General features: G+C 46.1%; 22 protein-coding genes and 1 other annotated feature. Of the genes, 4 read left to right on the top strand and 18 right to left on the bottom strand.

Features of this window, described 5'->3' with window-relative positions:
- Positions 1 to 61: 61 nt before the first annotated feature.
- The gene (locus tag NSQ58_RS12635) at positions 62 to 2860 is read right to left on the bottom strand and encodes a calcium-translocating P-type ATPase, SERCA-type (protein ID WP_341057550.1); all 2799 of its coding nucleotides are present in this window, start codon (positions 2858 to 2860) and stop codon (positions 62 to 64) included.
- 229 nt (positions 2861 to 3089) lie between these two features.
- On the opposite strand from NSQ58_RS12635, the gene NSQ58_RS12630 reads away from it, so the two are divergent.
- The gene (locus NSQ58_RS12630) at positions 3090 to 4835 is read left to right on the top strand and encodes an Rqc2 family fibronectin-binding protein (RefSeq protein WP_053325718.1); all 1746 of its coding nucleotides are present in this window, start codon (positions 3090 to 3092) and stop codon (positions 4833 to 4835) included.
- Between the two features lie 92 nt (positions 4836 to 4927).
- On the opposite strand, the gene NSQ58_RS12625 is transcribed toward NSQ58_RS12630, so the two are convergent.
- The 9 genes from NSQ58_RS12625 to NSQ58_RS12585 all read right to left on the bottom strand — a co-directional run bounded on the left by NSQ58_RS12625 (position 4928) and on the right by NSQ58_RS12585 (position 14229).
- Positions 4928 to 5797 carry a PHP domain-containing protein gene (locus tag NSQ58_RS12625; protein ID WP_254347472.1) on the bottom strand — a complete coding sequence of 290 codons (870 nt, stop codon included), beginning with the start codon at positions 5795 to 5797 and terminating at the stop codon, positions 4928 to 4930.
- Entirely contained in the window at positions 5797 to 6753 is a 957-nt protein-coding gene (locus NSQ58_RS12620; protein WP_254347473.1) for a selenium metabolism-associated LysR family transcriptional regulator, read from the bottom strand. The genes NSQ58_RS12625 and NSQ58_RS12620 overlap by 1 nt, the downstream gene beginning before the upstream one ends.
- A gap of 209 nt (positions 6754 to 6962) precedes the next feature.
- Positions 6963 to 7400, bottom strand: coding sequence for a hypothetical protein (locus tag NSQ58_RS12615; protein ID WP_023989315.1), 438 nt, complete (start codon positions 7398 to 7400; stop codon positions 6963 to 6965).
- 230 nt (positions 7401 to 7630) lie between these two features.
- Positions 7631 to 7891, bottom strand: coding sequence for a YlbG family protein (locus tag NSQ58_RS12610; protein ID WP_023989316.1), 261 nt, complete (start codon positions 7889 to 7891; stop codon positions 7631 to 7633).
- A 39-nt stretch (positions 7892 to 7930) separates the two neighbouring features.
- Positions 7931 to 8371 (bottom strand): YlbF family regulator, encoded by a 441-nt coding sequence (locus NSQ58_RS12605; RefSeq protein ID WP_013310906.1) that lies wholly within the window; start codon positions 8369 to 8371, stop codon positions 7931 to 7933.
- A 108-nt stretch (positions 8372 to 8479) separates the two neighbouring features.
- A complete protein-coding gene (locus NSQ58_RS12600; protein ID WP_069080009.1) occupies positions 8480 to 10504 on the bottom strand; it encodes a helicase-associated domain-containing protein in 2025 nt (674 codons plus the stop codon).
- Positions 10505 to 10510: 6 nt separating this feature from the next.
- Positions 10511 to 12334, bottom strand: coding sequence for a DNA repair helicase XPB (locus tag NSQ58_RS12595; RefSeq protein WP_076159447.1), 1824 nt, complete (start codon positions 12332 to 12334; stop codon positions 10511 to 10513).
- Positions 12335 to 12510: 176 nt separating this feature from the next.
- Complete coding sequence (locus NSQ58_RS12590) at positions 12511 to 12939, bottom strand: CBS domain-containing protein (RefSeq protein WP_023989320.1); 429 nt, start codon at positions 12937 to 12939, stop codon at positions 12511 to 12513.
- Positions 12940 to 13023: 84 nt separating this feature from the next.
- The gene (locus NSQ58_RS12585) at positions 13024 to 14229 is read right to left on the bottom strand and encodes a M20 metallopeptidase family protein (protein ID WP_316243923.1); all 1206 of its coding nucleotides are present in this window, start codon (positions 14227 to 14229) and stop codon (positions 13024 to 13026) included.
- A gap of 251 nt (positions 14230 to 14480) precedes the next feature.
- On the opposite strand from NSQ58_RS12585, the gene ftsW reads away from it, so the two are divergent.
- Complete coding sequence (ftsW, locus tag NSQ58_RS12580; RefSeq protein ID WP_023989322.1) at positions 14481 to 15740, top strand: putative lipid II flippase FtsW; 1260 nt, start codon at positions 14481 to 14483, stop codon at positions 15738 to 15740.
- A 226-nt stretch (positions 15741 to 15966) separates the two neighbouring features.
- Here ftsW and NSQ58_RS12575 read toward each other — a convergent pair whose 3' ends face one another.
- Positions 15967 to 16332: an Asp23/Gls24 family envelope stress response protein gene (locus NSQ58_RS12575; protein ID WP_013310912.1), complete on the bottom strand. Its 366-nt coding sequence runs from the start codon at positions 16330 to 16332 to the stop codon at positions 15967 to 15969.
- A 192-nt stretch (positions 16333 to 16524) separates the two neighbouring features.
- Here NSQ58_RS12575 and cax point away from each other — a divergent pair, with 192 nt between their 5' ends.
- Positions 16525 to 17595, top strand: coding sequence for a calcium/proton exchanger (cax, locus tag NSQ58_RS12570; RefSeq protein ID WP_028540551.1), 1071 nt, complete (start codon positions 16525 to 16527; stop codon positions 17593 to 17595).
- A gap of 141 nt (positions 17596 to 17736) precedes the next feature.
- On the opposite strand, the gene NSQ58_RS12565 is transcribed toward cax, so the two are convergent.
- The 5 genes from NSQ58_RS12565 to NSQ58_RS12545 form a co-directional block, all read right to left on the bottom strand.
- Positions 17737 to 18027 (bottom strand): YlaN family protein, encoded by a 291-nt coding sequence (locus tag NSQ58_RS12565; protein ID WP_007431028.1) that lies wholly within the window; start codon positions 18025 to 18027, stop codon positions 17737 to 17739.
- 141 nt (positions 18028 to 18168) lie between these two features.
- Positions 18169 to 18411, bottom strand: coding sequence for an HPr family phosphocarrier protein (locus NSQ58_RS12560; protein WP_013310915.1), 243 nt, complete (start codon positions 18409 to 18411; stop codon positions 18169 to 18171).
- An 89-nt stretch (positions 18412 to 18500) separates the two neighbouring features.
- On the bottom strand, positions 18501 to 19616 hold the full coding sequence (locus tag NSQ58_RS12555; RefSeq protein WP_013310916.1) for an aminopeptidase: 1116 nt from the start codon (positions 19614 to 19616) through the stop codon (positions 18501 to 18503).
- A gap of 76 nt (positions 19617 to 19692) precedes the next feature.
- Positions 19693 to 20544: a hypothetical protein gene (locus tag NSQ58_RS12550; RefSeq protein WP_023989325.1), complete on the bottom strand. Its 852-nt coding sequence runs from the start codon at positions 20542 to 20544 to the stop codon at positions 19693 to 19695.
- A 195-nt stretch (positions 20545 to 20739) separates the two neighbouring features.
- The gene (locus tag NSQ58_RS12545) at positions 20740 to 22725 is read right to left on the bottom strand and encodes a sensor domain-containing diguanylate cyclase (RefSeq protein ID WP_341057546.1); all 1986 of its coding nucleotides are present in this window, start codon (positions 22723 to 22725) and stop codon (positions 20740 to 20742) included.
- Positions 22726 to 23161: 436 nt separating this feature from the next.
- Here NSQ58_RS12545 and rpsD point away from each other — a divergent pair, with 436 nt between their 5' ends.
- Positions 23162 to 23761 (top strand): 30S ribosomal protein S4, encoded by a 600-nt coding sequence (gene rpsD, locus NSQ58_RS12540; protein WP_025723468.1) that lies wholly within the window; start codon positions 23162 to 23164, stop codon positions 23759 to 23761.
- Between the two features lie 79 nt (positions 23762 to 23840).
- Here rpsD and NSQ58_RS12535 read toward each other — a convergent pair whose 3' ends face one another.
- Positions 23841 to 24710 carry an AraC family transcriptional regulator gene (locus NSQ58_RS12535; protein WP_316243926.1) on the bottom strand — a complete coding sequence of 290 codons (870 nt, stop codon included), beginning with the start codon at positions 24708 to 24710 and terminating at the stop codon, positions 23841 to 23843.
- 201 nt (positions 24711 to 24911) lie between these two features.
- The gene (tyrS, locus tag NSQ58_RS12530; protein WP_013310921.1) at positions 24912 to 26165 is read right to left on the bottom strand and encodes a tyrosine--tRNA ligase; all 1254 of its coding nucleotides are present in this window, start codon (positions 26163 to 26165) and stop codon (positions 24912 to 24914) included.
- Between the two features lie 66 nt (positions 26166 to 26231).
- Positions 26232 to 26498, bottom strand: a binding site (T-box leader).
- Positions 26499 to 26616: the final 118 nt, after the last annotated feature.

Below are 26616 nucleotides of genomic sequence, written 5' to 3'. Positions count from 1 at the left end.
GATCCCATGATATCATACAGGGCAATAGTGGGAAAGCGATGCGGTATACATGACCTGATTTCTAGGCTGAAAACTTCGTACGTCCCGCTGAAAAGTGTGTATTTCCGCCGCGACGACGGTTGCGTCGACCGCCCCATACACTTCCCGCTCCCATCAGAAACGTGGGAATCCCGGCTGCCACAATGGATAGCGCCCACTCACGCAAACCGAGCGGTACCGTTTTGAAAATAGGTTGCAGCATAGGCACGTACATAACCACCAGCATTAACACTACGGAAGAAAGCACGGCAAGCACGAGATAACTATTTTGAAACGGATTACGATGGAAAATAGAACGGGAACTACGGCAATCAAATACATGAATTAACTGTGCCAGAACTAGCGTAGCAAAGGCAACGGACTGTGCTTTGATCAATTGTCCTGCGTCATCCGGTGCAATACGTAATGTCAGCCAGAAGGCCGCTAGCGTACATAAACCAATCAACAAGCCACGACTAATGATTTTCCAGCCCAGTCGACGAGCAAAAATATTTTCCTTTGCGCCACGAGGTTTGTGCTCCATGAGATCCTTTTCTGGCTGGTCCACCCCCAGAGCCATCGCTGGTAGGCCATCTGTCACCAGATTCACCCATAAAATCTGGATCGGTAACAAAGGTAATGGCAGCCCGGCCATCATGGCAAAGAACATCGTCAAAATCTCACCAACATTGGAGGCGAGTAGATAACGGATAAATTTACGGATATTCTCGTAAATATTCCGTCCTTCCTCAATTGCGGCTACAATCGTTGAGAAATTATCATCACTCAGTACAAGCGCAGCCGCTTCTTTGGTCACGTCCGTCCCGGTAATGCCCATCGCAATACCGATGTCCGACGCCTTTATCGCCGGAGCGTCATTGACGCCATCACCGGTCATGGCTACGACATGTCCGCGTCTTTGAAGTGACTTGACGATCCGTAGCTTGTGCTCCGGCGAAACCCGTGCATACACAGAGACGGTATCAACGGCTTTGTCCAGCGCCGCATCATCCATCACAGACAACTCCTGTCCTGTCAACACATGGGAGCCGCGCTGAAGAATGCCCAGCTGCTGTGCAATGGCCTCTGCAGTTGTACCGTGATCTCCAGTAATCATCACAGTGCGAATGCCAGCACGACGGCACTTGCCAATGGCTTCGCGAACCTCGCGACGTGGCGGATCAATCATGCCTGTCAGCCCGATAAAGATCAGCTGTGCTTCAGCCTCCTCAACCGTGGAGACACGCTCATGCGAGCGGATATCACGGTAAGCGACACCAAGTACACGCAGCGCCTCTGAGGCCATTCCTTCGTTAGCTGCCAGTACCTTTTGGCGCAGCGTGCCCGTTAACGGAACGACATTTCCTTCCCATAAAATGTAGGAGCACTGACCCAGCAGCACATCCGGCGCACCTTTGGCAAAGACGATGTGTCCTCCCTGGTGGCGTACGAGTACCGACATTCGCTTCCGATCCGAGTCAAAAGGGAATTCTCGCTCCCTTGTGTACAGCTCATATAGCCCTTGTCTCGTGACCCCGCCCTTGGCAGCTAACGTGACCAGTGCTCCTTCCGTCGGGTCACCCTTCAGCTCCCAAACGGCGGACGGCGTCGGCTCTTTGGTCTTCTTTTTCGAACGCAACTCCTCTGTATCAGCTTGAACAATTTCAGCATTGTTGCAAAGTACACTGGCTTGTAGCAGTCTACGCAGAGATTGTCCGTTTTTAAGATCAGCAGGAAGGTCTCTATCCATAATATGCCCGTGTGGGTCGTAGCCCTCTCCCGTAACTACCCAGAAGCGACCGTCCAGCCATAGCTTGGTGACTGTCATTTTATTTTGGGTCAGGGTGCCCGTTTTGTCGGAACAAATGATAGATGCACAGCCGAGCGTTTCAACAGAAGGCAGCTTACGCACAATCGCCTTTCGTTTAATCATACGCTGCACACCCAATGCGAGCGCAATCGTCACAATAGCCGGCAATCCTTCCGGTATAGCCGCCACAGCCAAGCTCACTCCGGCCAAGAACATGCTCATGGCTGGCTGTCCATGTAAAATGCCTGCTACGACAACGAGCACCGTTAGCGCCAACGCTACGATAATCAAGATTTTGCCCAATTGCTCCAATCTGTGCTGCAACGGTGTCTCCTGCGACTCCGTATTTTCAATCAAGTCTGCGATCTTACCCATTTCGGTACTCATACCTGTACGTATAACCATTCCTTTTGCGGTTCCTCTGGTCATCATCGTGCCCATAAAACCGATGTTTTTTTGATCCCCGAGTGGTACTTCGGCGGCATGAATAGGGCGGCAATGCTTACTCACCGGAACTGATTCCCCCGTCAGGGCAGACTCCTCTACATCACAGCCGTTCGTACTCAACCACCTTACATCTGCAGGAATGCGATCACCACTTTCCAGCAGCACAATATCACCCGGAACCAGCTCTCTGGCCTGAACTTGAATTCGTTTGCCGCCCCGCAACACTTTGGCGGTTGGAGCCGACAGTTGTCTCAAAGCTCGCAATGAACGCTCAGCTCTGAATTCCTGTACAAAGCCGAGAATTCCATTCAGTACAACAATAGCAATAATGGTAATCGCGTCCAAATATTCGCCAAGCAGGCCGGATATCAGGGTCGCTCCCATCAATACGAGCATCATAAAATCCTTGAACTGGTTGAGCAGCAGCAAGATTGCCGAAACTCGCTTCCCCTCGCTCAGCTCATTCCATCCTGACCTTTCTCTTCGTTCCGCAAGCTGTTCCTCCGAAAGACCCTGCTTCGGGTCGACTTCCAGACTTGTTGAAAGCTGTTCATTGCTTAATTGGTGCCAGTGTGCTTGTTCCATTCTCCCCAATTCCCTCCCGGTCAGATAGTCCGTTTCCGTCGGTTGTGCGTAGGATGGCTGCCCGTTATTATATTTTTGTGCCGCGATTGCTGATAAGCTGGACAGACTTTCTAGATTCAATCTATTCGGACAGGACCTGAAATATCACAAAGCCGCTTAAGTTTTGTCCCAAAGTTATGTATCATAGAAGGAAGGCGAAAATACATTTGCTTCAAAGGAGAACATAATTATGGCATTGGACGGAATCGTAACCCGCGCTATCGTACACGAACTGCAAGGCATCCGGGGCGGGCGCATTAATAAAATACATCAGCCAAATGATCGCGATATCGTGCTGAATCTGCGGGCACAAGGCGGAAGCGTAAAGCTGCTGCTGTCGGCTAATCCGACCTTCCCGCGTGTACATTTTACAGAACAAAGCTTTCTTAATCCGACAGAAGCCCCTATGTTTTGTATGCTACTTCGCAAGCATTGCGAAGGAGGCGTTATTGAGAAAATCACGCAGGTGGGCATGGAGCGTATTATTCACATGGATATACGTCAACGTGATGAACTGGGAGATATTTCACTCAAACGAATTATCATTGAACTGATGGGTAGACACAGCAACATTATTTTGCTTGACCCGGAAACAGGCGTGATGCTGGATGGCATTCATCATGTCACACCGTCTATCAGCAGCTATCGGGTCATTATGCCTGGCTTTCAATACACGGAGCCTCCTGAACAAAACAAGCTGAATCCACTAGAAACGGAAGAGGCAGCCTTCATATCCTCGTATCAAACAGCGATCGAGGCAGAAGAAGCTCCCAAACGCTGGATCGTGAACACTTTTACTGGACTCAGTCCCCTCATTGCTGAAGAGATACTAACTCGAGTAACTAATGAAGTATCTGGTGATAGTGATCGTTCACTATGGAGGACATTCAGTCACATCATGGGTGACGTGCGGAATCATCGTTTTCAGCCGGTATCTGGACTAAACGCACAAGATAAAGTGATATTCTCAGCCATTCCACTGACGTTGATCCAAGAAGGACGTAAGGAGTACCCTACTATCAGTGAGTGTATGGAGGACTTCTTCGGTGAAAAAGCAGAAAGGGATACGGTTAAGCAAAAGGTTAGTGACCTACTGCGGTTTCTGCAAAACGAGCGGAGTAAAAACCTAAAAAAACTCGACTATCTCCATCAGGATTTGGCCGAGGCGGAAGATGCCGATCAATTTCGCATTTATGGAGAGTTGCTGTTCGCTTCGCTGCATGAGGTGAAAAAAGGGGACAAAGAAGTGACGCTCACTAACTTTTATGATGAGGAACAGCGTCCAATGACCATCCCACTGGACCCACTACTCAACCCGTCGGATAATGCACAACGGTATTTTAAAAAATACAACAAATATAAAAACAGCTTGGCTGTCATTGATGAACAACTGGAGAAAACGCACGAAGAAATCCGTTATATGGACAATCTTCTTCAGCAGCTAGCCCATGCCTCTATGAATGACATTGAGGAAATACGTGAAGAACTGGTTCAGCAGGGCTATCTCAGAGATCGGGTCAAAAAAGGAAAGAAAAAGAAGAAAAACGACCGTCCAACCCTGCACGTCTATACATCATCCGAAGGTATCGAGTTACTGGTCGGCAAAAACAACTTGCAAAATGAATATGTGACAAATCGACTGGCCGGACCAAATGACACCTGGTTGCACACAAAGGATATTCCGGGGTCACACGTCGTTATACGTGCTGAGCAATTCGGGGATACGACGCTGGAGGAGGCAGCTCAACTCGCTGCCTATTTTAGCCAGGCCAAGCAATCCAGCAGTGTACCTGTGGACGCCACCCTGATTCGGCATGTACGTAAGCCCAGCGGAGCCAAACCCGGCTTTGTCATCTACGACCATCAGCGTACGCTCTTCATTACACCCGACGAGGAGCTGATCAAAAAGCTGCCGAATCGCATCAAAAACGGCTAAGTCTCACTAGCCTATTGAATCCAAAAAAAGCCCTTTGTTCTTTTGCACGGTACACTTCTTGTGTTCCATGCATAAGGCAAGGGGCTTTTTATTTACTTTTGACCAACAGCAGCCTTCCTCAATTCCTCGACAACCTGACCTTCCACACTACGGCTACCCAGATCACCGTGGAAAACAACACCTTGGCGTGCGCCGTGAAAATCCGAGCCGCCAGTTGCAATGAGCCCATATTGCGCCGCCATCACAGTATATCGGCTCTCAGCCTCAGCATCATGGTCCGAATGTCGCACCTCCAAGCCCACAGGCTTCGCCTCCTCTATAATTGAGCGAACCAGCTCATCATTTCCGTACAAGCCAGGGTGGGCCACCACAGGTACCCCTCCTGCTTCACGAATCCAGTTTATGGCCTCCGCAGGCTCTACACGGGGTACTGACACATATCCAGGCGCTCCTTCCGCCAAGTAACGGTCAAACGCGTCTCGCATATCCTTCGCATATCCCTTTTGAACCAGCGTATCCGCCATATGCGGACGTCCAATGCTTTCATCTGGTGCCAGCGGTCTGCCCATCGTAGCCACCACTTCATCCAGTGTGATTTCCACGCCCAGACTACGCAATTGACTTAAAATCAAATCATTACGGGTATCCCGCGCCTGGCGAAGCTTTTCCAACCGCTCCAAAAACACTTTATTGCGGTAATCCATAAAATAACCGAGTATATGAATATCCTTACCGCCAGCTCGAGTACTAATTTCCACTCCTGGCACCACAGTAATTCCTATGCGTTTTCCCTCCTCCAGAGCTTCTTCCAGGCCAGCTACCGTATCATGATCTGTAATGGCCACACCTGCCAGTCCTTTTTCCTTGGCCCAGCGCACATTATCTACAGGTGGCTGCATACCGTCAGATGCTAGGGTGTGTGTATGTAAATCATATCGTTTTACGCTAATCTGCTCCTTCATTATGCATCCTCCTTCTCTTTCAGCTTTGCAAGCTCGTCCTGCGAGTCCATCTGCACGTCCGTTCCCTGATCATGACGACGCAAGTAAGACAGGAAGGTTACTACCGGAATCGGCAACAACGCCGACTTTAAATGAATTGCATAAAATTCTCGTTTGAACGTGATATCTGAAATGTTTACAATTTTCAACAATCCGAGCGCAACTTCATGCTTCACCGAAGAAGGTGATAGCATGGTAATACCCAGTCCAGCCTCTACCGCCGATTTGACCGCTCCAGTGCTCCCCATCTCCATTACAATACCAAGTCGGGAGGCATCCACACCACGACTTTTCAGCTCATCTTCTATCACTTGACGTGTACCAGATCCCTTTTCTCTGGCTACAAAAGGATGCTTAAACACATCTTCCAGAACCACTTTTTTTGCCTTGGCCAGCGCATGGCCTGAAGGCACAATCAGTTTCAGTTCGTCCTGCATCACAGGTTCCACCACGATATCTGGATGCTGGACTGGGGCCTCAATCAGTCCTAAATTCAACTGATGTTTTAGTATATCATCCATAATTTGAGTCGTATTCATCACATTCATCGCCATACGTATATGAGGGTATTCCTGGCCAAACGGCCCCAACATTCTTGGTACAATATACTCACCAATCGTTAGGCTGGCGCCAATATGCAATCTTCCCTCCAGCATGTGAGTAAAAGCAGACATCGCCTCGTCAGCTTCCCTGATCAGTTGCATGCTTTTTTTCGCAAAAGGTAATAGTGTCGCTCCCGCCTCTGAAAGCTCGATTTTTTTAGTCGAACGTTGCAGCAGCTTCGTGCCGAAATAATCTTCTAAAGACTGAATTTGCATCGTCACCGCAGGTTGTGTCATATGCAGCGCTTGTGCCGCCGCCGAGAAGCTTCCGCGCTCCGCTACGGTATAAAAAATGTGCAACTGATGAAAGTTCATACTGACAGCCCTCTCCCCTCTGATCTCCCTATTTTAACATAAGAAAAACATCTGTCGAAGCATTTCCAAGTAAACTTACCGAATTGGAGAGTTATATTGTTGGAAATAAAAAAAGCATGCAGCTAATAACTGCATACTTTCTACTTAAAGTTGACGGTAATCATAAGTTCGGAGATTTTTTCGCCTAGGGCCGACCGCCCAATCACCGTCTATTTTTGCTTACGAGTGCTTTTCATCAGTGTCATGCGCCGCGAATGGCGTAGCCATGAATAGTATGACTTCAAATCCCTTAATTCAATGGTCTCCGACATCCGGCCCAAAAAGGTAATGACAATCATCTTGTGCAGCGGATTCCCCGCAATATCCATCTCGCCGGGCAACTCTCCAAATTCGGCCACGACGACCAGATCACCATCAATTAAATATACATCCTCTTCGTTATGATAGTAGGACTCCATCCTGTTTTGCTTCAGGCATTCCCAAAGCCAGGCGGCGATATGATTCGTCTCGGACTGTTTCTGCTCTATCCGATCTAAGTAGCGAGTTTTCGCATGATTTGTAATCACGATATCGGCGACTTTTTTATCGCCCATCTCCACGTAGAACGGTTCGTATGTACTCCATCGCTGCATTGCTTTGTCACGCACGGGATCACTCTCCCCACCAGATAGGTCTTTATATCTACCAATATATTCATATGTTACCTCAACAGACCCGGGACTACAAGTTACAAAATTGAAGTTTATAGGCGGTTTTTAAAGATTTTTTAGGTCTAACAGCATTAAGACCATTATGCAAAAGTCCTGACTTTACAAAAAAAAGCCAGCCCGTAGGCTGACCTTTTAAGAATATTTTACAATTTATAGACATTAGAAACTTATATTTCATATTCTTTCATCTTTTCCTTATCGTCGTTGTACTCCGTCCTAATCTCATTTCGAAAAGAGCGCTCGACCTTACGCACATAGGAAAGTCTGCGAATATTTTTAACGGTATCTTCTGCCCGATCCGCATTCATATATATAACTACATAATGCATACGCTTTGAAATAAAGTGGACATTTCCGTATTTCTCCAGATTGCGGGCAGCCTTGATATCGCTTACCCAAATGATGTACCCTGTCCGCTCGGCAAACATTCGCTTCATCTCCCCTCCACTCGGTATCATTCCTATGACCTATCCACAGGAGCATTTCCCTCCGCTGCCACATCCGCCCTTTTTCACATTCGGATCATTGCTCGGCACCTTAATGGTCTCGGACACGGAATATGCAATCGTTTCAGACATGGCATGAAGCATATCATCCAGCGCCTTTTCGGCTCGTTTGAACTCCTTAACATCCACGAATTGTTCCAGTTCCAGCTCAACGACCTGCACTGCATCCTTCGCTTCATGATAGTTCGGATGAAAATGCCCAAAACGCTCCGTTTCCGCGAATAGCTCCTTTTTGGCATCCAGCTTGCGTACACACGCCTGAATAGACGGGTTCAATTCCACACGCTGTTTCCAATATAAATAATCCGATACCTCAAAGGATCGGTTGACCATATCGCCCAATTCATAGGCGTTAATAAGCACTTCTGCCATATTGACCGTATTCAATTCGGCTACGCTCATGAATGTTCATCTCACTTTATATAAAGTTCTACCCTGTAAAAGTAGACTCATTTATCATACCACATCCTTCTTTTGAGAAGAAGGAGTTTCATGCACTTCCTGGCTCTACTATGTAAAAGGAACCAGCAGCCGCATGTCTGACCATTCACTTGGCTGTAAAGTCGCAGGAGAAGGTGCTTCGTCATCCATTCCTGAGGCGTACCAGCCTGTGACACTCCATGGTGCACCGGGAACCACCGCCTCCGGTATCCATTTAACCTCTTTCCCACCGATTCGCAGTCCCACAGCAGCCTGCCAACGAATCGCTTGCTCGATCAACTGCCGGGCAGTGGAAGTATGGTAACTCCTCCATTCTTTTGTCCATGAGGAGGGGACTGTAGATCTTTCTGGAAAATAGTCAGACGGATCAGGCAGCGTGTGCTCTTGTTCGTAAAAATGCAGCGTGCGCCCAGTATAAACAAAACCTGCTCTTCCCTCTTGGGAAAATATAGAACGGGCTTGAGTAGGGTCGGACTCCATTTCACTGTTGGGACTGCCTGAACTTATGTTCTCTGGTTCCAAAATCAATGGATAATGATGAGTCGGATCGTCCAAACCTTCCAGTTCACGACGTGGACCTAATCCAACTGCAGCAAGCGTTTTTCGTATTTTGACAGCAGAGCTCGCCGGAATAATAAAGTCCCTGTCACCGAGCCGTTCCAGCAATCCTTCCAACGCGGGATGACGTGCAACCATGTCTGCATCCTCCTGTGTGCCACATCGCAAAAGTGTTACCGTTGCAAAAGCCGTCCGTCCGACATCGCCTGCCCACTGTTCTACCGTCATACGTACATGATCAGGCACACCTGTCCGGCTGAACTTGTCCAGAAGAGCCGGAATTGCTTCGGCTTCCATTCCTAACTCGATTGCCTCTGTAACACTTTCTCTGGTGATCCGGTATACTACCATCCGATCTCCTGTCACACGTTCACAGCAGCATTCCAGTCGCCAGCGCACATCATATGCCACATCTGGTGGAACCAATATTTCAAAATCAGGTTGTACATAAAAAGTACCTTGTTCTTGATGTGTATCCTCGTAATTATTGGGACGAAGCATATCTATCACAGATACATCCCAGCGAAAACACAGTTCGCCCGATGCAGTCTGGCCCCAATCGCCCATTCCAAAAGCAGTCAGTGCCTTCAGCCAACCCTTCAATTCCTCCATGAAAGGTCCATTGAAATTAAAATCAGATACCGTTTCTCCCGCAAACCCTTCCGTATTTGAGATTGTAGGAACAAGGTCTAAAAGGGCACCGTTCTTGGGATCAGCTCCGTTCGTACTCTCCTGCTGGATCAGACCTACCTGAAGCATCCATTGCAGCAAACACTTGATAGATATCCACCCTTCTGATCCTACATACTGGGAGACGGCACACAGCATATAGCGAAAATGCTGCATAGACGCTTCGGCCTTGCCGTATCTTTCCATGAGTGTAGCAAAAATATGCTTGCGCATTTGCCAAGCAGACAAACGAATCCAAGTCTCCAGTTCCGTTTCCTGAACGCGAAAAGACACAGTTTCCTTCACTAACAGACCCAAACTGAGTAGCAAATCCATCATTACCACCGTTTGCACTGGATACAGCTCTGCATGCGCATAATGCAACCCAAGACCTATCAGGTCCTCTGGGCGAAAGGGGGTCAGTTCATTCAATTTTTGCAATGACCGCTTATGTATGGTTCCTTTGGCCGTCAAAGGAACGCCCTGTACCGCAATACGTGACAACGCATGCAGCAAATCCGACTCCAGGCCTGTCATTGATTCATGTACCATTATCGGATGATCCGAATGCATCATGTTCATTGGATTTTGCTCTAACAACATATCGTACAGATCCGGTAGCCGATGAACCGGAATATATAAAATTCGTTCGCCCCACGATTTGGTAACAGCCTCCAGCCAGCCCCGGGCACGTAATCCACGCAGTGCCAGTTTCGTTTCGACTCCGCTTAACGCTCCCCGGGTAAGCTGTATAGGTTCTTCTTCCTTCATGGGCTGTCCCGCGTACCGGATAAAGCATTGTCTAAGCACCAGCAGCTCATCTGATGAAAGCTCATTCCAGCTGTCTTGCGTGTTCGTTACGCCCATTCTTGATTAGGCCTCCTTTTTCTTTCCACGATCTCCAGGCTTATCATCCCGGCCTACGATAGCCTCTGTCACACTAAATCTGCGAACCGCATATTCATAGCCTTGCTCAATCAGAAACAGCTGACGACGAGCTGCAAAATCCGTCTCCTTGCTATTCTCCGTCACTAGCGCATAAAAATAAGCTTTATTCTCGCCCGACTTTGGTCGCAAAATGCGGCCCAGTCGCTGCGCTTCTTCCTGACGAGAGCCAAAGCTACCCGATACCTCTATGGCTACTGCCGCATCCGGCAGATCCACCGCAAAGTTTGCAACCTTGGATACCAATAGGGTCCGAATTGTACCCTTGCGGAACGCATCAAACCAACGCACCCGCTCCGTCTGGCTCATTGAACCCGTAATCAGTGGGACACCGAGCTCCTGAGCCAATATACGCAATTGGTCCAAATATTGACCAATAATAAGCGTGGGCAAGCCGCTGTGCTGCTGCATCAGGCTACGTACCGCCTCCAGTTTGACCGGATTTTCGGCTGCAATTCGGTACTGCTGTCTACCCTCGGCACGCATACTGCGCTCCAAAAGTTCAGCTGTCATTGGAAGCCGTAGCTCCACACAATCGACCTGAGCGATCCAGCCCTGTCGCTCCAGTTCCTTCCACGGCATATCATACCGTTTGGGTCCAATTAAAGAGAACACATCGCGTTCACAACCATCCTCTCGAACCAGCGTGGCTGTTAACCCCAAACGACGGGTAGCCTGAATGTCAGCCGTCGCCCGGAATACTGGCGCGGGCAGCAAATGAACCTCATCATATATAATGAGTCCCCACTTCCGCTCACTCAGCAGTTTCATATGCTCAAAATCCCCATCTTTGGTGCGACGGTGTGTCAATATTTGGTAGGTCGCCACCGTAATCGGACGCACCTCTTTTTTCTGACCACTATATTCCCCAATGGAATCGGGAGGAATATCCGTCTTTCGTTTTAACTCTTCTACCCATTGCCGTACAGAAGTAGTATTAGATGTTAGAATAAGCACCTCGCACTGAAACCGATTCATTACCGCCATACCTATCACTGTTTTTCCGGCTCCGCATGGAAGTACCAGTACACCACTCCCCCCTAAGCCGTTCGCTCCTTCAAACGCATCAGCGGCCTTTACTTGATAATCACGAAGCTGCAACTTCGTTTGTCCCTTTCCCAAGGTAAAACTAAGCTGATTCCCTTCAAGATAGCCTGCCGTATCCACAACGGGATATCCCAAGCGCGTTAATTCCTGCTTGAGCAAGCCCCGATTTTCGGGCGGGACCGATGCGCTTACCTCATCAACGCGAAGTAAACCAAGCTGTTTGAGCTCTTGCTTGGTCAGTAGCTCACCCAGTAAAGCGGGGGTCTCTGCTGCCAAGATCAAGCGATCACCCATTGTATAGCTGTTGGCTTTCCCTGTCTTTATACCTCCGTCTGGCTCATGCTCAGCACGGTATGCGCCAATCGTATCTGTGCTATAAGTTCGCTTTTCTTCCGTACCCTCCCGTGAAAGCGTCAACGTCCCATAACGAGAAACGAGCTGTTCAATATCCTTCAACAAATCACGTGGAATATCCCAACGGGACATGGAGTGCAAACTATTTTGAATGTCCTCAGCACTCCATCCGAGGGCAGCTGCGTTCCACAAAGACAATGGAGTGATGTGGTATGTATGAAAAGCGGACGGGCTTTTAACCAGCTCCGCATAAATCTGCAACTGTGAACGAGCCCATTCTGAACCGGGCAAGCCCATCTCCAGCAGAACGGTAAAATCACGTTGTACAATACAAGGATGATCTGGATTCATAACTACCTCCTGATAATCTAACAATACATCATTTTAAACTTATATAATAAATAGCTTATCCGTTTATTGGCATATCAACCAGAATAGCAAGGAGCCCAACCCATATTCGGGTTGAACTCCTGATTAGAAGCTCGGGGTAAAGATCTCCCCAAACTAATGCTACCTTAATTATTCTTCTAGTGGACCTGCTCGGAAATATGACTAAGCGCCTCTCCAGCGTTGTCTGCAAAAATATTACGAACAGCCAAATCCCCGATCGAGACAATCCCGATCAGACGGTCTCCTTCCGTTACGGGCAAACGACGGATTTGCTGTTCTGCCATCAGTTCAGCTGCTTGGTCCACCGACATGTCCGCACTGGCTGTACGAATACCTGTCGTCATGACGGTATCGACCGAACCCGAACCCGAATTTTTAGCCGCATAACCGCGAACGACAAGATCACGGTCCGTTACTACACCGATCAACTTATCACTGCCTTCGCTTTCCACAACCGGAATAAAACCAGTATCATTGTCCTTCATTTTGACCGCAATTTCATAAATATTGTCCTGCGGGGTAACCGTTACGCATTTTTTAGTCATAACTTCCTGAACCTTTTTCATGGGTACTCCCTCCTTTTCAACAGTAGGGTACCCCATTTCATTAACCTCATACTCCAGATTGAACCGTTCCCAATTCAACTCATTTTAGCCCTTAATTGCCCTTGCGTTTCGTTCCGCAGCGTATCCCATAGACATCGCAATAAACAAACGAACCGCGTTAATCATAGCATCCTCATCAAAATCAAATTTTGGATGATGGTGTGGATAAACTGCTCCTTTAACTGGGTTACCCGCTCCTACGAACATGAAGCAACCTGGCACACGTTCCAAATAATACGCAAAATCTTCAGCAGGCATCAACTTCGACGCTTCCTGCACATTCTCCTCGCCGAAAACAGATTTTGCTTCATTAAAGAAACGAGATGCTTCATGTGTGTCATTGACAACTGGTGGGTACCCCATAATATAGCGAACCTGTGCTGTTGTACCGTATGTTGCGGCTGTAAGCTCCGTCACCTCATGCAGTCGCTCCTTCATTACCGTTCGTGTCTCCTCATCAAACGTACGAATCGTTCCACTCAAGCGACACGTTTCTGCGATCACATTTTGCGCAGAGCCCCCTTGGATGGTTCCCACCGTCAGCACGGCAGGTCGTAATGGGTCGACTGAACGGCTTACAACACTTTGCAGTTGCATAACAAGAGCTGAACCCGCCACGACACTATCATTAGTGGACTGGGGCATCCCACCATGCCCACCCTTACCTGTGATTTCAATATAAAAATCGTCTGCCGCCGCCATCAACGGCCCTGCGCAACTCGCGGCCGTCCCGACCGGAAAAGGTGTCCATAAATGGATGCCATAAATGACATCCACACCTTCCAATATACCATCCTTTATTACACTGACCGCTCCGCCAGGCAGCAATTCCTCCGCAGGTTGGAACAACAACCGAATTTCTCCTTGCAGCTCGTCCCGATTCAGACTGAAATAGTAAGCCGTTCCAAGCAACGCGGATGTATGTCCGTCATGGCCGCAAGCATGCATGGCTCCGTCCACGCTGGAGCGATATTCACATTCCTTTTCATCCTGAATAGGAAGAGCATCCATATCGGCGCGCAGCAAGACGACAGGCCCAGGTTTAGCACCACGAATGGTGCCTACAACACCGTGTCCCCCTACCTGACGGCGAATCTCGATTCCCCAACTCTCCAACTTATCCGCCACAAAAGCTGCGGTTTTGCTTTCTTGAAAGGAAATTTCGGGATTCTTATGTAAATGTCTACGCCACTCCACCATGTTTTCTTGCAATCGATCAAACCAGATCTTATCTATCGCATGTTGTGTCAATTCTGCTCCACCTCTCCTTTTAAAGCACCGGGCAAGTTCCCGAATTAATCATGCAGCGTCACCACGTATGCACCGCTGCTCTCAAGTCTTCATTTTCATCCTATTGTAGCAGATATGGAATTGTTGCGATATCTGTTGCTCCAGGGAGGTTGCAGAAGCCCAACAAACATAATATGATAAAATGGATAAACGATAAAATGATAACCGTCTGCGAGGAATATACCTTGTGGCGAATACCGGGGGAAGCTGATATGAGAAATACGAAGCCGGAGACTCGAAGAAGAGGCACACCGGATTTTCAATTGCTGATCCTCACTTTGTTATTGGTTGGATTCGGTGTAATTATGGTATTTAGCTCCAGCTCCAGCGTAGCTCTGCTGAATAAAGAATACAATTTTGACTCTTTATATTTTGTGAAGCGCCAATCTGCATTTGCTGTACTTGGACTTTTTATTATGTTGGTAGCTATGAATATTAAGATGGAAAAATATAAAAAGCTTTTTGTACCTTTATTTTTCATAACTATATTACTGCTAATCATCGTTCTTTTTACAGGCTCACTTAACGGCGCAAAAAGCTGGCTCAGGTTTGGTAGTGTTGGCTTCCAGCCAACGGAGCTTGCGAAAATTTCCATCATTCTTTACTTATCCGCACTAATCGTCAAAAAAGGAGATCGCTTTAGAGATCTGCGGACTGGCTACATACCTGTAACAGTCATTGTAGGCTGTGTTGCAGGACTCATCATGCTTCAACCTGATTTAGGCTCCTGCTTCATTTTGGTTGCTACCAGTGGTCTGATTATTTATGCCGGTGGAGCCAGTGTCAAGCATATTACAGCATCAATTGTTCTGCTCGTGCTAGGCGCTTCCATCGTATTTGGCATTGGGTCGTTGTTTGGAGGAGATTCTGGAACCACAGATGGACAAGCTGCTGCCAAGCAAGATTATAAAATCGGACGCTTTCAAGCCTTTCTTAATCCCGAGAAATATAGACAAGGAACAGGATACAATCTGGTACAGTCCTTGCAAGCTATAGGTGAAGGCGGTTTAAACGGGGCAGGATTTGGTAAAGGTATTATCAAGCTTCACTATCTTCCTAATTCATTTAATGATTTTATCTTTTCTGTAATTGGTGAAGAATTCGGATTTGTCGGAACAGCCATATTCCTGATGCTATATTTGTATTTCATTTGGCGAGGCATGATCATTGCTCTGCGTTGCCATGATCCGTTCGGAACGTTGGTAGGCACTGGCATCATGGGTTTGATCGCTATTCAGGCCTTCATTAATATCGGCGGTGTAACCCAAACGATTCCAATCACTGGCGTAACGCTTCCATTTATCAGCTTTGGTGGCTCCTCCCTACTTGTCATGATGTTTTCCATGGGCATTATGCTCAGTATTTCTCGTGAGAACACCAAACAAGCGGTGCAGGAACGCACCACAGGGGTAGCTGTCCGTAATGAAGTACCCAATCGCTTTCAAACGCGTAGAACCAACCGTTTTCGTTAAAAAAAGAACTTCCATGGACCACTTACAACGGTGGCTTTGGAAGTTCTTTTGGTTATGTATAAAAATACGGGAATCCTCTGTAAAAATGGCTATACTGTTGATTCACAAAACGAAAACTGGCGATTCTATAACCACCAGTTTTCGTGTTTTTATTCGGGTTATCCCACGGAATTCCCGGCATGTATACAATTGGTGAAAAACGTCAATTTATCGGTTCCTGATTCTTTTACACTGCGTCGTCCTTGAACGCGACACCTTCCACTTTTACGTTCACTTCCACGACCCGCAAACCCGTCATACTTTCGACGGCTTCTCGCACATTTTGCTGAAGAATTCGGGACACCTCATGAATAGGTGTTTCGTAGAGCACGATAATACGTAGATCAATGGCAGCTTCCAGCTGTCCAACCTCCACTGATACGCCTTTTTGCACATTTTTACCGCTCAGCCTTTTGGCCCAGCCTTCCGATAAACCGCCTGACATTGCAGCAATGCCCGGTGTCTCTAATGCGGCCATCCCGGCAATTTTACCTACGACATCGTTGGAAATCTTGATGTTTCCTGCTTCCAGTTGTTGAATTTGCTCTGCCATGACCTATGTCCCCCTTCATCCATCCTTTATTTGTATTGTAAAGCCTCAGCCACTCCAAATGCAAACCCTACGTATGAAAAACAACTTTCGTTTACAACCTATATCATTTTGGGTATATTAATTTAGAAAATCCATACAAGTGACAGCTTTCACCAAACTTGTACACATCTATTGATATCGAGGTGCTCTTCATTGAAAAAATGGTTATCTCCCGCTTTGCTTATAGTGACATTTGCTCTTAGCGCAGTCGCTCATTACACGCATTGGAACGCTATAGCCCAATTTGTCATTTGCGCAATTTCTGTTGTATTCGTAGCCGGTTTTCTCGGCAGGGCGACCGAAAGTGTCGCGCATTATGCTGGCCAACGTTTAGGCGGATTCTTAAATGCCACCTTTGGTAACGCAGCCGAACTGATCATCGCCATCTTTCTTGTTAAAGAAGGTCTTTACGATATGGTAAAGGCCAGTCTTACCGGTTCCATCATCGGTAATCTGCTGCTGGTGCTCGGAGCAAGTCTGTTCGCTGGCGGTTTAAAGTACAAAGTGCAAAATTTCAATATATCGCTGGCTGGATTAAGTGGTTCTCTGATGATTGTGGCTGTTATTGCCTTGTTCGTTCCAGCTGTCTTTCTGAACACACACGTTATCACGGACAACGAATCAGATACGCTCAGCCTCATTGTCGCAGGCACGCTCATTGTCGCGTATATTGCGTGGCTTATTTTTTCTATGATTACGCATAAGGACTATTTAGCTGATGTGACCGAACAAAAAGATGAAGAATTGCCACATGAGCATGCCCCTGTATGGTCCAGAAACAAATCCATTGCCTATTTGGTACTCGCTACCGTCATGGTCGCTTTTGTCAGCGAATGGCTGGTAGGTACACTGGAGGTATTTACGACCCAATTTGGGCTCAGCGAATTGTTTGTAGGTGCCTTCCTCGTCGCTATTATTGGTAATGCAGCCGAACACAGCGCTGCTATTTTACTGGCGATGAAGAACAAAATCGGTGCATCTGTCGAAATAGCTATCGGCAGCAGTTTGCAAATTGCACTATTTGTTGCCCCTGTGCTGATTTTTATCAGTTACTTTATGGGAAACACGATGAATATTGTTTTCACCACAATTGAGCTGGTTGCCATTGCTGTCGCTGTATTTATCGCCAAATCCATCACCCAGGATGGCTCAACCAACTGGTATGAGGGACTCATGCTACTGGTAGTGTATGTATTGTTAGGTGTATCCTTCTTCCTTGTGTAGCTTTTAAGGTTTTAAAATGTGCATTAGGATGGTGGAAGGGCGATGCGCTTTCACCATCCTAAAAGAACATTTTTTCAAAAAAAGGCATCAAAAAAAGCATGCTCTCAAACTCCGCATGCTCTCATCAATTCAACCGTCTTCCTAATTGGCCTTATTATTCATGGCCTCATATAGAATAGCCAGATTGCGTTCCAGCTCACTGACCAGCTGTTTACCTACCATTTCCGGAAGAAGTCCAGCGCGAACCGCAAAATCCACTTCCTTGGAAAATCCGTACATCTGAGTATCCAGCACTTCCTCATAGAGAGGGCAATAACGGGTTGCCAGATTCTCCATCTGTACTTCAATAAGCTTCTTTATTTTATCTGCATCTTCCTGAAGCAGATTAATAGCCTTGATATTCAATTGTTCCTGCAAATCAGATGAAGTCATGGATTCTTCCCCCCTATGTCTCAATGTCGCACAAGACGTCCTATCCTTAATATTAGACCAAATTGCAGGCTAATACAAGAACCTGACAAAAAAAGCATCCCTACAGTTACAGGTAGGGATGCTTTTGCTTCAAGAATAAAGTTAGCTGGCTACTGAAATATGAAGTCCGTGCTTCTCGAACACCTCGATGATCGCTTTCTTAGCTTCCTCCGCATCTGGTCCATGAACGTGTAGTTCATAGCTATGGCTGCTGACTAGGGTCGTAAACAAGCCCAGTATACTTTTCACATCAATATACTTATTTTCGGAATGAAGGACGATGGAAGAGGTGAACTTGCTCGCCGTCTGTGCAATTTCAACAACAGCCGCGTTATTATTGGACATAGAGATCCCTCGCTTTACTGAATTGTCATGTATCGTTACTCATCCATAATAATACATTGAAATCGCTTTCTCAGCAAGAACGGATATCGTTATTTTAAATTTTCAGGGTTTAATGGCTCCAGCTCAGGCAGTACAAAGATGCCGTCTTTACGAATCAAAACATCGTCAAAATAAATTTCACCACCGCCATATTCTGGACGCTGAATCAACACCAAATCCCAGTGGATGGATGAACGATTACCGTTATCCGCTGTTTCATAAGCTTGACCTGGTGTAAAATGCAAGCTGCCAGCGATTTTCTCGTCAAACAAAATATCCTTCATTGGATGTAAAATGTGCGGATTAAACCCGATGGCAAACTCGCCAATATAACGTGCTCCCTCGTCAGAATCAAGAATATCATTCAGCCGCTTCGTATCGTTACTCGTCGCTTCCACGATCTTACCATTTTCAAAACGGAATTTAACATTTTCAAAAGTAATACCATTATACAGGGTTTGTGCATTGTAGCTGATAGTTCCGTTAACGGAATCACGTACAGGTGCGCTGTATACTTCGCCATCCGGGATATTGCATTGACCTGAACACTTGATAGCTCCGATTTGCTTAATAGAGAAATTCAAATCCGTACCCGGTCCGCTGATCCGTACCTTGTCCGTCCGATTCATCAGGTCTGCCAATGCATCTTGAGCTTTGTCCATTTTTGCATAATCCAGATTACACACATCGAAATAAAAATCTTCGAATGCTTCTGTGCTGATATTCGCCAATTGAGCCATGCTGTCATTCGGATAACGCAGCACTACCCATTTGGTGTGTTTCACCCGTTGTTCGCTATGTACCGCATGCTGATAAATGGAATTATACATTTTCATTTTATCTTCCGGCACATCTGACAGATCATTTACATTTTCCCCTGCACGAATTCCGATGTAGCAGTGCATTTGCTTCATCCGGTTAAGGTCAATCTCAGCCCAGGTCTCCAGCATCTCCTTTGTCGCGTGACGAAGCATGGCGCTCTGTACCTTACGGTCTGTAAGTTGTACAAAAACATTTCCACCTTTTTTACCAACTTCATGAATGATGGCGTTAAGCAAGTCGCGCTCTGTACCAATCATTTCGATCAATACATTTTCTCCAGGCTGCACCTCAACAGAGTAACCTACCAAATTTTCCGCCAGCTTAAGTATTCTAGGATCTTTCATGTAGTGTCTCTCCTTCTCTATTTCATTCTTTTTGAACAATGGTTAATTCAAAATTCATTGTATCACGCCCGCTCCGTTACTTGTAGTCCTCAAAAGTAACTCTGGTTATCAAAGCCTCTTGATGCAGCTCTTCATTCACTCCCTGTCGGGAAATCCTGCATTCCGATGAAAGCTTTAAGGGTAAACCTGTTTGGCGATCTATGGTCAGATGATACACAGTACGCACAATGGATTGCTCCAACTGGTTGCTCATATCCTCACAACTTTGTGACCATACTTGAGTCAGCTTCTTTTGCAGTTCTCGATTCGTTCCTGTATGCTGCGTTTTTAATATCCCGATTTGAGGGTTTAACGTATTCATTTCTTTTATTAAACGATCTTTCAACCAGCGCTTTGCCGAAGCAGATTCCGGTTCAATCCTCAACATCCAAGTTCCCCGGGCAGCTCCCGTTTCCATACGAATGCTCTTATTCAGTGTATTTAATTCCTCAAGCTCCTGAATCGGATTGAAGCGATTTAACATACCATTTCCACCCAGAGGGGGATAACCGGATGTCAGCGCAACCCATTTTCCACTCTGACGAAGAAAATGTTCTTGTGTAACATCATGCTCGGACTTACCTTGTTGCAGGGCTACGTAGCCACCTTGCTTACGAAAAGCTTCTGTAGAGCCCCAATGCATGATCAATTCATCGTGATTTCTTAGCCTACCGCGATATTCAAACTGCTTATTCGTTGGCAGACCACTGTCAGCTCTAATTGCAGTCCGTCCAGTAAACGTTACCATCTCTTTGCCAGCCATTCCTGCAACAGATCTCTTAAAAATCTGCTCAGGAGTATATTGTCGATCCAGTGCACAACCACTTAACACACCTATCACAAGGAACACACCACAAACCTGCATCACCCATTGCTTTCTCCAATGCATCCCATCATCCGTCCTATCCTGAACATTACTGTACTCATGAGCAATAATCCTGCTTCAAGGCAGTTATGCTACCTGGTTCACTTTATCGTGTTTTCCCTATAGTTCAAACATACACACGATAAAGCTACGTTTAGGATTACCTGTCTGCAATGGGTTATGCAAGACAAAAAGAGAACATTCCCTAAGGAATATTCTCTACACATTGGCTACATGATCAACAACTATTCGATTGCGTCCTTCATTTTTCGCTTCGTACAAGGCCATATCAGCCCTATAAAATAAAGATTCAATACTGATCTGCTCGTCCAGCCAGTTCCATTCAGCAATCCCGCAAGAAACAGTCACCTGAGGCTCGGTTTCATGCTGTACACGGTAACGTATTTTTTCTGCATATCCGAGCGCCTGCTGTACCCCCAGCTGCGGTAAATAAATGGCAAGCTCCTCGCCGCCCCATCTGGCACATACATCCTCATCGCGAGTCGCCGAACGAACGATATTGCTGACGCTTTTCAGAATTTCGTCACCCGTCTGATGCCCATACGTATCGTTCACCTGTTTGAATTGATCAATATCTACCAAAATAAGAGATCCACAGAAATCCTTTTCCTGATGTTGCTGAATGATTTGGTCCACATAATGACGTACATACAGACCTGTTAACATATCCATATTAGCCAAACGTCGCACCTCAGCGTGCAGCATAGCATTGGTTACCGCCAACCCGATGTGAGGGGCTAGCATTTGCAGCATTTTGTAATTATCATAAGAGAAAAAGTGTGGAAGCTTGCTGGACAATAGTATAACCCCTCTAGGAGTACCACTGGTCTTCATAGGTACAGCCATCAAAGACTGGGAGTCCGTCGCATCCATAAAATGAGAGGTTATCTTTCCATCCTTTCTATAGTCCGACACAATCACTGGTTCTCCTGTTTTGCGTATCAGTCCAGCAAATCCCTCTTCATGAGGGTAACTTTCTAATCTTAAGCTTTCCACATTACTCGACATGACCTTAAAACAGCTTCCATCCTGATCAAGCTGTACAATACAACAAAAGTCAGCCATGAACATTTTTAATAACTCCTGCACGGCAAATTCAAATATTTCATTTAACTTCAGGCTCTGATTTAAGCGCTGAACCAGTTCATTAATGAGACGCAATTCATGAATAAGTACATTAGATTGCTCAAGCAGCTTCGCATTTTCAAATGCAGTGCCAGCCGTATCCGCCATCATGGCAATCAGCTCTACATCCACTTTTTTCATACTATCCGCACCCGATGGAAGGATCATATGGAAAACACCATATACACCCTGCTTGCCACGTAATGGGATGGCGATTTCAGTCATTTCATCTTGTGTACCGACAGGCTCATTCACAGCCATTTGCCCTTTCATAAATGCACGGACGCATACATCTTCGTCCCGTTCATGCAGCAGCAAAGGTTTGACCTGCGGATTGCGACTGTGTCGATCCTGACTCATATACAAGGTGATATCTACATGGGGAAACAAATAGGCGATGCTCCCGAATACCTCATCCAGCACGCCTTCCACGTCAATTTTGTCATGCATCCGTTTTACAATCTGAAATAAAATAGAACGGCGTCTACCTTCACGATCGCTTCGATTCTGCATCCCAAGGATATCTTCCATAAATATATACTCAAACTTCGAGTAAAAGCAGGATTTAAAATGTAAAGCAGCTGCTAACAATGTGTCCTGATTTGAGACAGAATGTTGAGCAGGCCGTGTAAAACGAAGAGCGGCAAAGGGCTCCCTCTTGTAATTACGGCATAGTATGGGAACCATATACACAAACGCAAGGCTTCCATCACGAAGTTTGCGCTGACTCACTTCCATCTCTCTAGATATGCAACAACGTTCGACCAAATCCAAATCCTCGTCATCATCTTCTTCCCTACCAGCAACACGAACACCTATAAAATTAAAAACAGCAGTATATTCTTCGTTAATCCAGGATATACCATTGCTCTGCTGTAACCAACTCCGATATCCTTGGACAAGCAGCTGGTTAATATAGGGGAAATCATAGGGTGTCATATCCATGTTCTGGAGCCAGGCAAAAGACGTATATCCTTTATCATCAAACAGCGGAGCACCGCCAGCCTGGACTGTTTTACTGTCAAGCATTTGCTGATCCGTTGTTGAAAATTCCGACATATTAAGGCGCTCCTTCACAGCAAAATTAGCTGTACCAAGACAGCGGCTATACACCACTATAGCTCATAATATGATCTATTTTACTCTCAACTCTAGAAATTTGCATCCATTTTTCAGAAATTCGTCCCACTTTTTTAGTTCTTAAGCCCTATCGACAAATTCTGACGTTTTCATTCTTTTTCTTTTCTTGACATTGACCCACTCTTACATATAGTATATATTAATGAAAAAGACTGTACGGCAGAACTATCTACTGTGCGGATCTTAAATTTTGGGCGTAACAGTTTGTGTCACCCTCATCTTTTTTGTTGCTGACAGGACAGCGGCTGAACTTTTCTGTCAGTAGTGCGTCTTACCTTAATTGGTAGCGCCGAACAAATTGGAGCGCAAAGAGAGCCCCAACTCAAATTTTAATTATGAAGGAGTTAACTCTATAATGGCACGTTACACTGGTCCTAAATTTAAATTGAGCCGTCGTCTCGGTATTTCCCTGAGCGGCACAGGTAAAGAATTGAAACGCCCTTTCCCTCCGGGACAACATGGTGCAAACCAACGGAGAAAAATCAGCAACTACGGTATGCAGCTTCAAGAGAAACAAAAGCTGCGTCACATGTACGGCTTGGGTGAAAAACAATTCCGTACCCTGTTCAACAAAGCTCAACACATGCACGGTATCGCTGGTGAAAACTTTATGTTCTTGCTGGAAAGCCGCCTGGACAACCTTGTGTTCCGTCTTGGCTTTGCTAATTCCCGTGCAGGCGCACGTCAATTGGTAGCTCACGGTCACGTTACTGTGAACGGTAAAAAAGTTGACATCGCTTCTTACCAAGTAAGTCTTGGCGACGTGATCGGTCTTCGTGAAAGAAGTCGTTCCCTGTCTTCCATTAAAGAAGCTTTGGAAAACCGCAACCACTTGGCAGCTTACCTGGAGTACAATGACGCAGCTCTGGAAGGTAAATTCATTCGTTTGCCTGAGCGTGGCGAATTGTCCCAAGATATCGATGAAAAACAAATCGTCGAATTCTACAACCGCTAATCCTTGTATTAGCACCAAAAAGCACCCGAATTTATTCGGGTGCTTTTTTTATATTCCCTATGCATCGAGCCTGAGGGTTTTATTCAATGGGGATGTATACCTTCATACTCAAGTGATCTGGATAGGAGGAATTCATCACGTCCGTAATTTCAAAATCAGGCCCCTCCCTCCGTTCAAAATTAGAATTAGGAAGCCATGTGCCATAGATAAAGTCTCGTATATTCTGAACCCGTCCATCTGAACCCGAAGCGTCAAACTCAGCATACTTCCCTGCTGGAATCTCCATATATACGAAACCCTCTGCCAGTTCTTTTGACTCTTCTTCAACTGCCTCGCCCACCACAAATGAAAATGCACCGTTGTCTTCAAATCGACAGGCAACCCCATATGACATTCCCGGTGCAATTTTGTTCGGGATAAACATAAAATATTCATTTGCTCCAAAGTGCCCATAAAACCCTGGAATTTCTTTATAGTGCTGCTCATTATTCAGATTTGTTTTATATTCATATCCTACAATTTTAACTGTTTCGAGCTGCAATATCACCGGCTTATTCACATCCAAATCCCCCATCTTATTTTTTTGGTAATCCAGAAAATTGATTTTACTTTGCGCAGGAAACTCGATATCACCGTTACGATACTTCCCAGGGGTGATCCCAAAATTCTTTTCAAAAGCGCGGGTAAAAGCTTCTTGTGAGTTGTACTGATACTCAATAGCAATGTCCAACACTTTTTGATTGGATTGTTTTAGCTGTTCAGCCGCCTCGGACAATCTTCTCCTTCTTATATATTGTTGAACCGTAAAACCCGAAATGGCCAGAAAAACCCGTTGGAAATGAAAAGCTGAAAAACAGGCCTGTGAAGCAATCTCGGCAATTTTTAAATCCTCCCGGAGATTCAATTCAATAAACTCAATCGCACACTGAATTCGTTTAAAATAGTCCATATAATCCTTCCCCGCACTTGTAATTGTTTTGGTTATCTATCCTACACCCAAATTGTGCAACCCACGTTTTCATTATGTATAACTCTTTACCTACATGTTTGATTATTTGTGCTAAGTTTACCATGACTTTTCACTTGGCAGAAATAAAAAAGCAACGCTGAGATCGATACAATCTCAGTGCTGCTTTTGAATATATTTTCATTATCCAAGCTTGATTTTAGCAAATTTCCGTTTACCTACCTGCACAATGTCGCCTTCCTTCGGCGTGTATGCTTCGTTCACATCGGTCCATTTCTCTTCGTTAATTTTGACCGAACCCTGCTGAATACTGCGCTTGGCTTCACCATTAGATGCTGCAAAGCCCAGATGAGTCAGCAACTGGATTACACGAATGCCACCTTCTTCTAACTGATCAGCCGTCAAGGTGAACTCTTCAATATCGTCAGGCAGCGCACGTTGCTGGAATACGGTCACAAAATGCTGCTTTGCTGCTTCCTCTGCTTCTTCACCGTGGTACATGCGCACTAACGTTCCAGCCAGCTTCATTTTGGCATCACGTGGATGTACTGAGCCGTCCTTAACACCTTTCGCCAGCTCTGCCAGCTCCTCGTTGTTGATATCCGTTGCAAGCTCAAAATATTTCAGCATCAGCTCGTCAGGAACGGACATGGATTTCCCGTATATTTCGTTCGGCTCCTCATCAACACCAATGTAGTTCCCCAAACTTTTGCTCATCTTCTGGACGCCATCCAGCCCTTCAAGCAATGGTAATGTAATAGTAGCCTGCGGCTCAACTCCGTATTCTTTTTGCAGGGTTCTGCCCATCAGCAGATTAAACTTCTGATCCGTCCCCCCCAATTCAATATCGCTTTGGAGAGCCACGGAATCCATGCCCTGCATCAGCGGGTAAAAGAACTCATGGATGCTGATCGGCAATCCGTTTTGGTACCTTTTTGTAAAATCATCTCGTTCCAACATACGGGCAACCGTTACTTTGGCCGACAGGGTTACTACATCAGCAAAAGACATTGGCCCTAACCATTCGGAATTGTAGAATACCTTTGTTTTTTCAGGATCGAGAATTTTAAAAATTTGTTCCTTGTACGTTTGTGCATTACGCTGTACATCTTCCTCAGTCAGTTGCTTACGAGTCTCCGATTTACCTGTCGGATCACCAATTCTGCCTGTAAAATCTCCGATAATCAGTTGCACTTGATGGCCTAATTCCTGGAACTGGCGCAGTTTGTGCATAACAACCGTATGTCCGATGTGAATGTCGGGCGCAGATGGATCAAGACCCAGCTTAATTTTGAGCGGCTCGCCGCTAACGACCGATTTAATTACCTTACGCTTCAGCTCATCCTCCGGTACAATTTCCGCCACACCCCGCTGTATCACCTCTAGCTGTCGCTCGACCTCTACCTGTTGCTCCGGCTTCAATTCTTCCCACTTCATCCTGTATACCTCCTATTTTTCATCCAAAATATTACATATTAGACAAACCAAAAAGCCCCTTTCATCCCAAGGGACGAGAAGGAGCTACTCGCGTTACCACCCTAATTAAAGAAACGCATGTCAAAGACAGACATTTCTTTCACTTCATTCCTATAACGGGCCTACACCCGGTACTGGATTACTATGGTAGCTTCGCAAACCTGCAAATGCTTTCCATTCATCCAGACAGCTCCAGACGGTAATTCAAAGGAGGGACGCTACCGATTCACACCACCCATCGGCTCTCTGCACAACGTGATTCCGCCTTCTACTGAAGTCTTTCTCTGCTTTTCACGATATTTACTTTGACCTATTTATAACACACTGCTTTTATGTAGTCAACGACACCAAAAGACAGGCTTTTTAGCATATGGGTTCATTTTGTAATTTTATGCTATAATAATGGCTGTTA

The sequence above is a fragment of the Paenibacillus sp. FSL M7-0134 genome (assembly GCF_038007865.1).
Taxonomy (GTDB): Bacteria; Bacillota; Bacilli; order Paenibacillales; family Paenibacillaceae; genus Paenibacillus; species Paenibacillus polymyxa_B.
The sequence above is the reverse complement of the archived record's forward strand: the minus strand, read 5'-3'. Positions and strand labels throughout refer to the sequence as shown.

Bases quoted from the DNA above. Each gene is read 5' to 3' on its own strand.
- NSQ58_RS12635 (WP_341057550.1), bottom strand. From the start codon at position 2,860: ATGGAACAAGCACACTGGCACCAATTAAGCAATGAACAGCTTTCAACA.
- NSQ58_RS12630 (WP_053325718.1), top strand. From the start codon at position 3,090: ATGGCATTGGACGGAATCGTAACCCGCGCTATCGTACACGAACTGCAA.
- NSQ58_RS12625 (WP_254347472.1), bottom strand. From the start codon at position 5,797: ATGAAGGAGCAGATTAGCGTAAAACGATATGATTTACATACACACACC.
- NSQ58_RS12620 (WP_254347473.1), bottom strand. From the start codon at position 6,753: ATGAACTTTCATCAGTTGCACATTTTTTATACCGTAGCGGAGCGCGGA.
- NSQ58_RS12610 (WP_023989316.1), bottom strand. From the start codon at position 7,891: ATGTTTGCCGAGCGGACAGGGTACATCATTTGGGTAAGCGATATCAAG.
- NSQ58_RS12605 (WP_013310906.1), bottom strand. From the start codon at position 8,371: ATGAGCGTAGCCGAATTGAATACGGTCAATATGGCAGAAGTGCTTATT.
- NSQ58_RS12600 (WP_069080009.1), bottom strand. From the start codon at position 10,504: ATGGGCGTAACGAACACGCAAGACAGCTGGAATGAGCTTTCATCAGAT.
- NSQ58_RS12595 (WP_076159447.1), bottom strand. From the start codon at position 12,334: ATGAATCCAGATCATCCTTGTATTGTACAACGTGATTTTACCGTTCTG.
- NSQ58_RS12590 (WP_023989320.1), bottom strand. From the start codon at position 12,939: ATGAAAAAGGTTCAGGAAGTTATGACTAAAAAATGCGTAACGGTTACC.
- ftsW (WP_023989322.1), top strand. From the start codon at position 14,481: ATGAGAAATACGAAGCCGGAGACTCGAAGAAGAGGCACACCGGATTTT.
- NSQ58_RS12575 (WP_013310912.1), bottom strand. From the start codon at position 16,332: ATGGCAGAGCAAATTCAACAACTGGAAGCAGGAAACATCAAGATTTCC.
- NSQ58_RS12565 (WP_007431028.1), bottom strand. From the start codon at position 18,027: ATGACTTCATCTGATTTGCAGGAACAATTGAATATCAAGGCTATTAAT.
- NSQ58_RS12560 (WP_013310915.1), bottom strand. From the start codon at position 18,411: ATGTCCAATAATAACGCGGCTGTTGTTGAAATTGCACAGACGGCGAGC.
- NSQ58_RS12555 (WP_013310916.1), bottom strand. From the start codon at position 19,616: ATGAAAGATCCTAGAATACTTAAGCTGGCGGAAAATTTGGTAGGTTAC.
- NSQ58_RS12550 (WP_023989325.1), bottom strand. From the start codon at position 20,544: ATGCATTGGAGAAAGCAATGGGTGATGCAGGTTTGTGGTGTGTTCCTT.
- NSQ58_RS12545 (WP_341057546.1), bottom strand. From the start codon at position 22,725: ATGTCGGAATTTTCAACAACGGATCAGCAAATGCTTGACAGTAAAACA.
- rpsD (WP_025723468.1), top strand. From the start codon at position 23,162: ATGGCACGTTACACTGGTCCTAAATTTAAATTGAGCCGTCGTCTCGGT.
- NSQ58_RS12535 (WP_316243926.1), bottom strand. From the start codon at position 24,710: ATGGACTATTTTAAACGAATTCAGTGTGCGATTGAGTTTATTGAATTG.
- tyrS (WP_013310921.1), bottom strand. From the start codon at position 26,165: ATGAAGTGGGAAGAATTGAAGCCGGAGCAACAGGTAGAGGTCGAGCGA.